The organism is Curtobacterium sp. MCLR17_032, assembly GCF_003234795.2.
GTDB lineage: Bacteria > Actinomycetota > Actinomycetes > Actinomycetales > Microbacteriaceae > Curtobacterium.
Genome location: NZ_CP126268.1, coordinates 2,264,411 through 2,276,823, shown reverse-complemented (window position 1 = coordinate 2,276,823; position 12,413 = coordinate 2,264,411). Strand labels below are relative to the sequence as shown.

The window sequence follows — 12,413 nt, the reverse complement described above, 5'->3', positions numbered from 1 at the left end:
TGGGTGTGGGGGAGTGTGGTGCCGATCGTATGTTGAGAACTACACAGTGGACGCGAGCATCTTTAGATTCGCGTCATCGATGATCGTCGGCTTTCGGGTTGGCGTGTGTCGTGGCGTTGGATCGCAATTTTAATCTTTGTGGTCAAGTTTCTAAGAGCAAACGGTGGATGCCTTGGCATCTGGAGCCGAAGAAGGACGTAGAAATCTGCGATAAGCCTCGGGGAGCTGATAATCGAGCTGTGAGCCGAGGATTTCCGAATGGGGAAACCCCGCCAGGCGCTTTTGTGACCTGGTGACTCCCGCCTGAATATATAGGGCGGGTAGAGGGAACGTGGGGAAGTGAAACATCTCAGTACCCACAGGAAGAGAAAACAACATGTGATTCCGTGAGTAGTGGCGAGCGAAAACGGATGAGGCTAAACCGATCATGTGTGATAGCCGGCGGGCGTTGCATGGTCGGGGTTGTGGGACACGTCACTCAGTTCTGCCGGACTGGGACGGTTACAGCGCATCATAGTCGAACCGGTTTGAAAGCCGGGCCGTAGTGGGTGCCAGCCCCGTAGACGAAATGGTGTTATGGCCGGATGTGTATCCCAAGTAGCACGGGGCCCGAGAAATCCCGTGTGAATCTGTCAGGACCACCTGATAAGCCTAAATACTCCCAGATGACCGATAGCGGACAAGTACCGTGAGGGAAAGGTGAAAAGTACCCCGGGAGGGGAGTGAAATAGTACCTGAAACCGTTTGCTTACAAACCGTCGGAGCCTCCTTTGTAGGGGTGACGGCGTGCCTTTTGAAGAATGAGCCTGCGAGTTAGCGATATGTGGCGAGGTTAACCCGTGTGGGGTAGCCGTAGCGAAAGCGAGTCTGAATAGGGCGATTCAGTCGCATGTCCTAGACCCGAAGCGAAGTGATCTATCCATGGCCAGGTTGAAGCGACGGTAAGACGTCGTGGAGGACCGAACCCACTTCAGTTGAAAATGGAGGGGATGAGCTGTGGATAGGGGTGAAAGGCCAATCAAACTTCGTGATAGCTGGTTCTCTCCGAAATGCATTTAGGTGCAGCGTTGCGTGTTTCTCGCCGGAGGTAGAGCTACTGGATGGCCGATGGGCCTCAACAGGTTACTGACGTCAGCCAAACTCCGAATGCCGGTGAGTGAGAGCGCAGCAGTGAGACGGTGGGGGATAAGCTTCATCGTCGAGAGGGAAACAACCCAGACTACCAACTAAGGTCCCTAAGCGTGTGCTAAGTGGGAAAGGATGTGGAGTTGCACAGACAACCAGGAGGTTGGCTTAGAAGCAGCCACCCTTGAAAGAGTGCGTAATAGCTCACTGGTCAAGTGATTCCGCGCCGACAATGTAACGGGGCTCAAGCACACCACCGAAGTTGTAGATTTCGCACACTCGACAAGCCTTCGTGGTTCAGTCGTGCGGAGTGGTAGGAGAGCGTCGTGTGGCGAGTGAAGCGGCGGAGTGATCCAGCCGTGGACGCTACACGAGTGAGAATGCAGGCATGAGTAGCGAAAGACGGGTGAGAAACCCGTCCTCCGAAAGACCAAGGGTTCCAGGGCCAGGTTAATCCGCCCTGGGTAAGTCGGGACCTAAGGCGAGGCCGACAGGCGTAGTCGATGGACAACGGGTTGATATTCCCGTACCGGCGAACAACCGCCCAAGCTAATCCAGTGGTGCTAAGAGTCCTAACCCGGCACTTGTTGATCCCTTCGGGGTGAGACGGGCCGGTCTAACGCTCGACCCCATGCTGGTGCGGTTAGCGTATGAACAGGTGTGACGCAGGAAGGTAGCTGAGCCAGGCGATGGTATCCGTAAGGTGAACCTGGTGTAAGGATGTAGGGCTGACGATAGGCAAATCCGTCGTCTGTATGCCTGAGACCCGACGCGTACCCGTAAGGGGAATTCAGTGATCCTATGCTGCCGAGAAAAGCATCGACGCGAGGTTGCAGCCGCCCGTACCCGAAACCGACTCAGGTGGTCAGGTAGAGAATACCAAGGAGATCGAGATAATCGTGGTTAAGGAACTCGGCAAAATGCCCCCGTAACTTCGGGAGAAGGGGGGCCGGACACGTGACCGGACTTGCTCCGTGAGCGTTGAAGGCCGCAGAGACCAGTGGGAAGCGACTGTTTACTAAAAACACAGGTCCGTGCGAAGTCGCAAGACGATGTATACGGACTGACGCCTGCCCGGTGCTGGAAGGTTAAGAGGAAGGGTCAGCCTCACGGCGAAGCTCTGAATTTAAGCCCCAGTAAACGGCGGTGGTAACTATAACCATCCTAAGGTAGCGAAATTCCTTGTCGGGTAAGTTCCGACCTGCACGAATGGCGTAACGACTTCCCAGCTGTCTCAACCGCGAACTCGGCGAAATTGCACTACGAGTAAAGATGCTCGTTACGCGCAGCAGGACGGAAAGACCCCGTGACCTTTACTACAGTTTGGTATTGGTGTTCGGAGTGGCTTGTGTAGGATAGGTGGGAGACTGTGAAGCGGGCACGCTAGTGTTCGTGGAGTCATTGTTGAAATACCACTCTGGTCACTTTGGATGTCTAACGTAGGACCCTGATCGGGTTCATGGACAGTGCCTGATGGGTAGTTTAACTGGGGCGGTTGCCTCCCAAAGAGTAACGGAGGCGCCCAAAGGTTCCCTCAACCTGGTTGGCAATCAGGTGGCGAGTGTAAGTGCACAAGGGAGCTTGACTGTGAGACTGACAGGTCGAGCAGGGACGAAAGTCGGGACTAGTGATCCGGCAGTGGCTTGTGGAAGCGCTGTCGCTCAACGGATAAAAGGTACCTCGGGGATAACAGGCTGATCTTGCCCAAGAGTCCATATCGACGGCATGGTTTGGCACCTCGATGTCGGCTCGTCGCATCCTGGGGCTGGAGTAGGTCCCAAGGGTTGGGCTGTTCGCCCATTAAAGCGGTACGCGAGCTGGGTTTAGAACGTCGTGAGACAGTTCGGTCCCTATCCGCTGCGCGCGTTGGAAATTTGAGAAGATCTATCCCTAGTACGAGAGGACCGGGATGGACGAACCTCTGGTGTGTCAGTTGTTCTGCCAAGGGCACCGCTGATTAGCTACGTTCGGACCGGATAACCGCTGAAAGCATCTAAGCGGGAAGCCGTCTTCGAGATGAGATTTCCATGCACCTTGAGTGTGAGAGGCTCCCAGCAGACTACTGGGTTGATAGGCCGGATGTGGAAGCGGGGACTAACGACCCGTGGAGCTGACCGGTACTAATAAGCCGAAGACTTGACACACACTTTTTTCCTGACCCTCACGGGTCAGGGCTCGCGTCCACTTTGTGGTTCCCGACAGACGATCGGGAATCAAACTGAATAGTTCAGCTACCCCACCGGTGTGGGGTGTCATCAACCCTGTTTCGGCGGGAGTGATGACACCGAACCGTTGGTGGGGGATGGCTGGAACCTGTTTGATCCGTTTCGGGTCGATGGTGTTCCGGTGGTCATAGCGAGAGGGAAACGCCCGGTCACATTCCGAACCCGGAAGCTAAGCCTCTCAGCGCCGATGGTACTGCAAGGGGGACCTTGTGGGAGAGTAGGACGCCGCCGGACTTCTCTTCAATGGAAAGCCCCTGACGGGTGGAGCATCACGCTCCACCGGTCAGGGGCTTTTCTGCATTCCCCGGCGCAGCCCTCATTGAGGGTCGCCGCTGCACGGCCGCCTCCGCACAGCTGCCGGTACAGGGCCGCCGGCTGGACGGGCGGCCACGGTAGGATCAGGGCGTCATGACAGCGCCATTCTCCCCTGCCACCGGTTCCGACGTCCGCGTCCGGTTCTGCCCGTCGCCCACCGGAACGCCGCACGTCGGCCTCGTCCGCACCGCCCTGTTCAACTGGGCCTACGCCCGGCACACCGGCGGCAAGCTCGTCTTCCGCATCGAGGACACCGATGCCGCCCGTGACAGCGAAGAGTCGTACGCCCAGATCATCGAGGCACTGCGCTGGCTGAAGCTGGACTGGGACGAGGGCGTCGAGGTCGGGGGACCGCACGGCCCGTACCGACAGTCCGAGCGAGCCGACGTCTACGCCGACGCGATCGCGCAGCTCACGGCGGCCGGCCACGTGTACGAGTCGTACGTCACGCCGGAGGAGATGGAAGCCCGCAACGTCGCGAACGGCCGCGACCCGAAACAGGGCTACGACAACCACGAGCGTGGCCTCACCGACGCCGAGCGTCAGGCGTTCCGCGACCAGGGTCGGGCGCCGGCGCTCCGCCTCCGCGTGCCGGACCGTGACCTCAGCTTCCAGGACCTCGTCCGCGGTGAGATCACCTTCCCGCAGGGCTCGTTCCCGGACTTCGTCGTGGTGCGTCCGAACGGCAAGCCGCTGTACACGTTCACGAATCCCCTGGATGACGCCCTGATGGGGATCACGCACGTCCTCCGTGGCGAGGACCTGCTCTCGTCGACGCCGCGTCAGATCGCGCTGTACGAGGCCCTGTACGAGATCGGCCTCGCGCAGTTCATCCCGCAGTTCGGTCACCTGCCGTACGTGATGGGGGAGGGCAACAAGAAGCTCTCGAAGCGCGACCCGGAGTCGAACCTCTTCCACCACCGCGCGAACGGCATGGTCCCCGAGGGCCTGGTCAACTACCTCGCCCTGCTCGGGTGGTCGATCGGTGCCGACCGCGACGTGTTCTCGATCGACGAGATGGTCGCAGCCTTCGAGGTCACCGACGTCAACCCGAACCCGGCGCGCTTCGACCACAAGAAGGCCGAGTCGATCAACGGCGACCACATCCGTCTGCTCGACCCTGCCGACTTCCGTGCTCGTCTCACACCCTACCTGACCGACTTCCTCGACGACCCGGCGACGGCGGAGCAGCAGCGCGTGCTCGAGCTGGCCGCCCCGCTCGTCCAGGAGCGCATGCAGCTGCTCAGCGAGGCGCCGGGCATGCTCGGCTTCCTGTTCACCGCGGACGACGACCTGGTGGTCGAGGACGACGCCCTCGGTTCCCTCAAGGGCGACCCGGCCCCGGTCCTCCAGGCGGGCATCACGGCACTCGAGCAGCTCGACGACTGGTCCACGGCCGCCATCGAGCAGGCCCTGCGGACGGCGCTCATCGACGGCCTCGAGCTGAAGCCCCGGGTGGCGTTCGGTCCGCTGCGTGTCGCGGTGTCCGGTCGTCGGATCAGCCCGCCGCTGTTCGAGTCGATGGAGATCCTCGGCAAGCAGTCCACGCTCGCGCGGCTCCGTTCCCTCGCGGCACGCTGACGTCCGTGGTCGACGTCGTCGTCATCGGAGCCGGTCCGGCCGGGCTCAGCGCTGCGCTCAACCTGGTGCGGGCGAAGCGCACGGTGTTGCTGCTCGATGCGAACCGACCCCGGAACGCCGCGACCCTGCGCTCGCACGGGTTCATCACACGGGACGGCATCTCACCCCTGGAGCTGCGGAAGCTCGGGCGCGACGAGGTGGCCGGCTACCCGGAGGCCACGGTGACCCAGGCCGTCGTGGACCGGGTGTGGCAGGCCGACGGCGCGTGGAACGTGCACGGGACGTGGCGGGGCGCCGAGGTGTCGGCGACCGCGAGGGCGGTGGTGATCGCCACGGGCCTCCGTGAGTCGTTCCCCGCGCTGCCGTCGCTCCGGGCGTTCTACGGCACGGACGTGCACAGCTGTGTCGAGTGTGACGGGTACGGGAAGGCGGGGCAGCCACTGGCGTTCATCGGCGAGACCGACGACGTCGTCAACCGTGCGTTGCTCGTCGGCTCGTGGTCGGACGACCTCATCGTCTTCACGAACGGCGTCGCGCCGGTGACCGACGCGGGGCGTGCGCGTCTCGACGCAGCGGGCATCCGTGTCGACGAGCGTCCCCTGGCGGACCTGGAGGGCGACCGCACCGGCATGACCGGCGTCCGGTTGGCCGACGGGGACGTGGTGTCGCGCTCCGGTGCCTTCGTGCGGCCCGAGTGGCACGCCGACCTGGACTGGGTCGACGCGGCCCTCGACCGCGACGCCCAGGGCTTCGTGCGGGTGGACCGGCTCGGTCGCTCGAACCTGCCCGGGCTGTACGCGGTCGGGGACGTCACACCGCCCGGACCGGAGCAGCTCATCGTCGCTGCCGGTCACGGCGCCTCGACCGCCGCGGCTGTGCACCGTGACCTCGTCGGTGGTCTCGAAGACCTCCGGGATGCTGTACAGTAGTTGATCGTGCCCCGGACAACGGGGCGCGGGGCCGCAGGGCCTTTGGGGTATGGTGTAATTGGCAACACAGCGGTTTCTGGTACCGTCGTTCTTGGTTCGAGTCCAGGTACCCCAGCAAGTGGACACACGGAAAGCCCCCGGGAAACCGGGGGCTTTCGTCGTTCCCAGGCGAAGGCGTCGTTCCGGCGCGCGAGTCTGCCGACCGGCTATCGTCGATGCACGAGCGCGGACAGCGCGCCGCCACGCCCGGACACCGTCCGGGCGACACGACCAGGGGGACCCATGATCATCTTCGGCAGCCGCACCCGTGACGCCCTCGTCGGGGTGCTCTTCTTCGCCTGCACCCTCTGCGGGTCCACCGCTGCGCAGCGCCTGCACCGCCTGCGGACGTGGTTCACGCTGTTCTTCCTGCCGGTGTTCCCGTTCGGGCACGGTCGGTACGTGCTGCAGTGCGCCTACTGCGGCGGCCAGTCGGCCATGCCGCGCGAGGGCGCCGAGCGGTTCATCGCCGACAGCGAGCGGGCGCAGCAGGCGCACCTGGCGCAGGAGACCCTGCCGCCGACCGGCGCCTGAGCCGCAGGACACCGGACGCGGCAGCTCGCCCGGCACAGCTCTGTAACGCTCCGGTCACGGTGCGACTGCAACCGGTTGCACCACCCCCGTCCGGGGCGTAGCGTCCTCGCTCAGCAGGCAGCGTCGCCTGCTCCAGTGCAGCGTCGCCGGCAAGGTCCGGCGATGCTCCTGGTGATCTCGATGAGGAGACAACGCTGTGAAGAACACACGTGCGAAGGGCCGCGTGGCCTCGATCGCAGGGATCGCGGTCGTCGGCCTGTTGCTCGCGAGCTGCTCGAGCGGGAGCTCGGCCTCGAACGACGCGAAGAGCGGGCAGGACAGCCGCGGACCGATCACCTACGTCCAGGGCAAGGACAACTCGAACGTCGTCCGCCCGCTGATCGCCAAGTGGAACAAGGCCCACCCGGACGAGAAGGTCACCTTCAAGGAGCAGTCCGACCAGGCCGACCAGCAGCACGACGACCTCGTGCAGCACTTCCAGGCCAAGGACGACAACTACGACGTGGTGGACGTCGACGTGGTGTGGACTGCGGAGTTCGCCGCGAAGAGCTGGCTCACCCCGCTGACCGGTGACATGAAGATCGACACGTCGAAGCTGCTGCCGTCGACGGTGAAGACCGCGACGTACAACGACACGCTCTACGCGGCCCCGCAGACCTCCGACGGCGCGCTGCTCTACTACCGCAAGGACCTCGTGAAGACCCCGCCGACGACGTGGGACGAGATGATGAAGGACTGCTCGATCGCGAAGGACGCCGGCATCGGCTGCTACGCCGGACAGTTCGCCAAGTACGAGGGGCTGACGGTCAACGCCTCCGAGGCGATCAACGGCGCTGGCGGCGCGGTCCTCAACGGCAGCGGCAAGCCGGACGTGGACACCTCCGACGCGAAGGCCGGGCTGCAGAAGCTCGTCGACGCCTTCCAGGACGGCAACATCCCGAAGGAGGCGATCACCTACCAGGAGGAGCAGGGTCGCCAGGCGTTCGAGGACGGCAAGCTGCTGTTCCTCCGCAACTGGCCGTACGTGTACAGCCTCGCGAAGACGGACGGCTCCAGCAAGGTGAAGGACACCTTCGGCATCGCCCCGATCCCGGGTGCGGACGGCGTCGGTGCCTCCACCCTGGGCGGCCACAACGCCGCGATCAGCGTCTACTCGAAGCACAAGGCCACCGCGCACGACTTCCTCGAGTTCCTCATCTCGAACGACACGCAGAAGTTCTTCGCGACGCAGGGATCGCTCGCCCCGGTCATCGGCGACCTGTACACGGACCAGGAGCTGACGGCGAAGCTGCCGTACCTCCCGACGCTCCTCGAGTCGATCAAGTCGGCCGAACCGCGTCCGGTGACGCCGTTCTACCCGGCCGTGACGAAGGCGATCCAGGACAACACCTACGCCGCCCTCAAGGGGTCGAAGTCCGTCGACTCGGCGATGCAGGACATGCAGGCCGCCCTCAAGTCGGCGACTGACGGCAGCGGCAACTGACACCGCGGGCGGCGCACGCCGCCCACTGACGGGAGGGTCGTGGTCACGCGACCACGACCCTCCCGACTCCACTCTGTGCGTTCCCGACACCGGCAAGGAGGCCGTCCGTGTCAGCAGCAACCGAGATCCCCGCAGCGATACCCGAACCCCAGGGGATGGAGCCGCCGAAGCGCCGCAAGGGCGGGCTCAACGCGGACCACGGCCGCTGGGCCGTCTACCTGATCGGCCCGACGATCGTGCTCCTGGCGATCGTCATCGGCTACCCCGTCGTCAGCGCGGTCATCCAGTCGTTCCAGCTCGACCAGGGCCTCGACAAGGCCACCGGACTGTTCGTCGCGGGTGGCTTCGCCGGCGTCACGAACTACGTGCACTGGCTCGGCCAGCAGTGCGGGAACGCCGCCTGCCCGCCCGGCAACCTCGGGTCGCAGTTCTGGACGGCGTTCGGCAACACGTTCTTCTTCACGGTCGTGACCGTGGCACTCGAGACCGTCATCGGGCTCTGGATGGCCATCATCATGAACCGCAACTTCAAGGGCCGCGCCCTCGTCCGCGCCGCGATCCTCATCCCGTGGGCCATCCCGACCGCCGTCACCGCGAAGCTCTGGTACTTCATCTTCGACGCGAACGGCGTGCTCAACCACGTCATCGGCCACCAGGTCCTCTGGTTCTCGGACGAGTGGGCGTCGCGGTTCGCGATCATCATCGCCGACACCTGGAAGACGACGCCGTTCATGGCGCTGCTCATCCTGGCCGGGCTGCAGCTGATCCCCGACGAGGTGTACGAAGCCGGCAAGATGGACGGCGCGTCGACGATCCAGCGCTTCGTCAACATCACGCTGCCGCTCGTCAAGCCGGCGCTCATGGTCGCCATCCTGTTCCGCGTGCTCGACGCGCTCCGGATCTACGACCTCATCGCGATCATGACCGGCGGCGGTGGTGGGTCCGGCAACGCGACCGTCTCGCTGTCCGTGCTGGTCGTCGACCAGATCCGGCAGGGCTTCAACTCCGCCTCGGCACTCTCCACCATCACGTTCGTGGTCGTCTTCGTCGTCGCGTTCGTCTTCGTCCGGTTCCTCGGCGCGAACGTCGTGCAGACCCAGGCGGCACAGCAGAAGGGCGAACTCAAGTGACCCTCGCAGCAGACCGTCTCCACATCCCCGCCGAACGTGCTGGCGCGCGCAGCGACGTCCGCGTGAAGCGCCACGTCGGGCCGAAGCTCCGCACCGGCATCCAGGCCGGGGTCATCGCCCTGTGGTGTCTCCTGCCCTTCTACTGGATGATCGTCACGTCGTTCCGTGACGTCGGGTACACGTTCGACCCGACGCCGTTCTTCACGCACGTCACGCTCGACAACTACGCGACCGCGTTCTCGACGGCCCTCGGCAACCACCTCGGGCGGGCACTGCTCAACAGCGTGTTCATCGGGGCCGTGGTGACGATCATCGCCCTGCTCGTCGGCACGACCGCGGCCTACGCGCTGGCCCGGCTGGAGTTCCGCGGCAAGTCCCTCATCGCCGGTGCGATCCTCGCGGCGTCGATGTTCCCGGGCGTCGCGCTCATCTCGCCGCTGTTCCAGCTGTTCACGGACATCGGCTGGATGGGCACCTACCAGGCGCTGATCCTGCCGAGCATCTCGTTCGTGCTGCCGCTGACGGTCTACACGCTCGCGTCGTTCTTCCGCGAGATGCCGTGGGACCTCGAGGAAGCGGCGCGCATCGACGGGTGCACCCGGGTGCAGGCGTTCCGTCGGATCATCCTGCCGCTCGCCGCCCCGGCCGTGTTCACGACCGCGATCCTGGCGTTCATCTCGTCCTGGAACGAGTACCTCATCTCGTCCCAGCTCTCGAGTGACGCCACCCAGCCGGTGACGGTCGCCATCGCGTCCTTCGCCGGGTCGCAGCCGCACCAGGAGCCGTACACCGCGGTGATGGCGGCGGGCACGATCGTCACGATCCCGCTCGTCATCCTGGTGCTCGTGTTCCAGCGACGCATCGTGGCCGGCCTCACCGCCGGCGGTGTGAAGGGCTGACGATGGCCCAGCGCGCGCCCCTCCGGCCGACGTCGCGGATCGAGGAGGCCATCGGTTTCGTCGGGTGCTTCGGTCTGCTGTTCTTCGGCGTCACGGTGTTCTGCGAGCTGACCGGGCGACCGGCGCTCGGGTGGGCCCTCACCCTCCTCGGCGCCGTCGTGGCGATCGTCCTCCTGGACCGGTGGCGACGCCGGGTGCTCCGGCGGACCGCGGACGCTGCCCAGGCCGAGCACGGGCCGGCCGCGACGCGCGTGTCCGGCCGCTGACGGGCCTCCCGGCAGAAGCACGTGGGGATCCAGGAGATCGCGCACGCGACGGGGCTGTCGAAGGCGACCGTCTCGCGGGCGCTCCGCGGCCTGCCGACCGTTGCGGGCACGACCATCGACCAGGTGCGTCGGGTCGCCGACGAACTCGGGTACGTCCCGAGTTCGGCGGCGGCCGGTCTGGCCACCGGCCGCCAGCACGCGGTCGGGGTCGTCGTGCCGGTGATCGACCGCTGGTTCACCACGAAGGCCCTGGGCGGGGTCGACGCGGAGCTCCGGGCCGCCGGCTACGACCTGGTCCTCTACAACCTCGGTGGCCCCGGCGGCGACCGGCACCGGGCCTTCCGCCGCACGATGCTGCGCCAGCGGGTCGACGCGCTGGTGCTGCTGTCGCTGGTCCTCGACGCGACCGAGCGACGCGAGCTGCAGGTGAGCGAGCTGCCGACCGTCGTGATCGGCGGTCCAGCGCACGACCTGCGGAACGTCGGCGTCGACGACCACGAGGTCGCGGCCCTGGCGGTCACGCACCTCACCGGCCTCGGACACCGCGAGGTCGCCTACGTCGGTGGGCAGGACGAAGCCGGGTTCAGCGTGGCCGTGCCGTACCGCCGGCGCGACGGGTTCACCGCGGCCATGGAGCGCGCCGGAGCGCCGGTCCACCCCGCCTGGTACGCCGACGGCCGGTTCTCGTTCTCTGGCGGCGTCGTCGCCGGTACCGCCCTGCTCGACGTGCCGGCTGCCGAGCGACCGACCGCGGTCGTCTGCGCCTCCGACGAGATGGCACTCGGCGTGGTGGTCGCCGCGCACCGGCTCGGGCTCGACGTGCCACGGGACCTCTCCGTCACCGGCGTCGACGGGCACGAGTACGGCGAGGTCCTCGGTCTGACGACCGTCGCGCAGGACCCGGAGGCGCAGGGTCGCGTGGCCGCACGGGCCGTCGTCCTGGAGGCCCAGGGTGCTTCCCCGGCGCCGCTCGCGCCGTCCGCCGCGCGGCTGGTGGTGCGCGGGTCGACCGCGCCGCCGTGCCGGTGAGGGCCTCTGGCGGCGTCGGGCGTAGCCTCGCCCGCATGCTGGTCACGAAACTCGAGCACGCTTGTCTCGTCGTCGAGCAGGACGGCGAACGCCTGGTCATCGACCCCGGTGCCTACACTCGGCCGGTCGACACGGGTGGCGTCGTCGCCGTCGTCGTCACGCACGAGCACCCGGACCACGGCACGGCGGGGCAGCTCACGCGGATCCTGCAGCGGAACCCCGGCATCCCCGTGTTCGGACCGGCCGGGGTCGCGTCGGCGCTCGCCGGGTCCGTCGCAGTCGACGTCGTGACGGACGGGGACACCCGGACCGTGGGTGCCTTCACCCTGACCTTCCACGGCACACGGCACCAGCTCATCCACTCGTCGGTGCCGGTCGTCGACAACACCGGGGTGCTCGTCAACGGCTCCTTGTTCCACCCGGGCGACGCCTACATCGACCCGGGGGTGCCCGTCGAGGTGTTCGCGACGCCGGTCGGGGCGCCGTGGCTCAAGATCGGCGAGCTGATGGACCACCTGGCCGTCGTCGCCCCACGCCGGGCGGTCCCGATCCACGAGGCCACCCTCTCCGACATCGGGTTCGCCGGGCACACCGACCGGATCCGGCAGGTCGTCGAGCCCGCCGGCCAGGTCGTCGTGCTCGAGCCGGGGGAGTCGCTCACGGTCTGAGGACCGGCCGGGAGACACCGCTGAGACCGGCGACACACCGGCGTGGGCACGGCCGTTTTGGCGCTCGATCACACCCTGTGCAATACTTGTCGAGTTGTCGGAACGGCCCCATCGTACAGTGGCCTAGTACGCCGCCCTCTCACGGCGGTAACGCGGGTTCGAATCCCGCTGGGGTCACCACGAGTGACAC

The 12,413-nt window shown here is 65.7% G+C and carries 9 protein-coding genes, 2 tRNA genes, 2 rRNA genes and 1 pseudogene; all 14 read left to right on the top strand.

What is annotated here, in order from left to right:
• The first annotated feature begins 140 nt into the window (after positions 1 to 140).
• A 23S ribosomal RNA gene (locus DEI97_RS10730) occupies positions 141 to 3,269 on the top strand.
• A gap of 198 nt (positions 3,270 to 3,467) precedes the next feature.
• Positions 3,468 to 3,584: ribosomal RNA gene (gene rrf, locus DEI97_RS10725) — 5S ribosomal RNA — on the top strand.
• Positions 3,585 to 3,758: 174 nt separating this feature from the next.
• Positions 3,759 to 5,246: a glutamate--tRNA ligase gene (gltX, locus tag DEI97_RS10720; protein ID WP_111075620.1), complete on the top strand. Its 1,488-nt coding sequence runs from the start codon at positions 3,759 to 3,761 to the stop codon at positions 5,244 to 5,246.
• A 5-nt stretch (positions 5,247 to 5,251) separates the two neighbouring features.
• The gene (locus DEI97_RS10715; RefSeq protein ID WP_258376754.1) at positions 5,252 to 6,175 is read left to right on the top strand and encodes an NAD(P)/FAD-dependent oxidoreductase; all 924 of its coding nucleotides are present in this window, start codon (positions 5,252 to 5,254) and stop codon (positions 6,173 to 6,175) included.
• A gap of 43 nt (positions 6,176 to 6,218) precedes the next feature.
• Positions 6,219 to 6,290, top strand: a tRNA-Gln gene (locus tag DEI97_RS10710).
• A 167-nt stretch (positions 6,291 to 6,457) separates the two neighbouring features.
• Positions 6,458 to 6,748, top strand: a complete 291-nt coding sequence (locus DEI97_RS10705; RefSeq protein ID WP_111075619.1) for a zinc ribbon domain-containing protein — start codon at positions 6,458 to 6,460, stop codon at positions 6,746 to 6,748.
• 196 nt (positions 6,749 to 6,944) lie between these two features.
• Entirely contained in the window at positions 6,945 to 8,231 is a 1,287-nt protein-coding gene (locus DEI97_RS10700; RefSeq protein ID WP_111075618.1) for an ABC transporter substrate-binding protein, read from the top strand.
• Between the two features lie 155 nt (positions 8,232 to 8,386).
• Complete coding sequence (locus DEI97_RS10695) at positions 8,387 to 9,361, top strand: carbohydrate ABC transporter permease (RefSeq protein WP_111075617.1); 975 nt, start codon at positions 8,387 to 8,389, stop codon at positions 9,359 to 9,361.
• Between the two features lie 62 nt (positions 9,362 to 9,423).
• Positions 9,424 to 10,260, top strand: coding sequence for a carbohydrate ABC transporter permease (locus tag DEI97_RS10690; protein ID WP_253467925.1), 837 nt, complete (start codon positions 9,424 to 9,426; stop codon positions 10,258 to 10,260).
• 2 nt (positions 10,261 to 10,262) lie between these two features.
• A complete protein-coding gene (locus DEI97_RS10685; protein ID WP_111075615.1) occupies positions 10,263 to 10,526 on the top strand; it encodes a hypothetical protein in 264 nt (87 codons plus the stop codon).
• Between the two features lie 18 nt (positions 10,527 to 10,544).
• Positions 10,545 to 10,676: pseudogene (locus tag DEI97_RS17795) on the top strand (helix-turn-helix domain-containing protein); the annotation flags it as partial.
• Positions 10,650 to 11,555, top strand: a complete 906-nt coding sequence (locus DEI97_RS10680) for a LacI family DNA-binding transcriptional regulator (protein WP_502866668.1) — start codon at positions 10,650 to 10,652, stop codon at positions 11,553 to 11,555. The pseudogene DEI97_RS17795 and the gene DEI97_RS10680, both read left to right, overlap by 27 nt.
• 35 nt (positions 11,556 to 11,590) lie before the next feature.
• Positions 11,591 to 12,223, top strand: coding sequence for an MBL fold metallo-hydrolase (locus DEI97_RS10675; protein WP_111075613.1), 633 nt, complete (start codon positions 11,591 to 11,593; stop codon positions 12,221 to 12,223).
• Positions 12,224 to 12,327: 104 nt separating this feature from the next.
• A tRNA-Glu gene (locus DEI97_RS10670) sits at positions 12,328 to 12,403 on the top strand.
• Positions 12,404 to 12,413 lie beyond the last annotated feature (10 nt).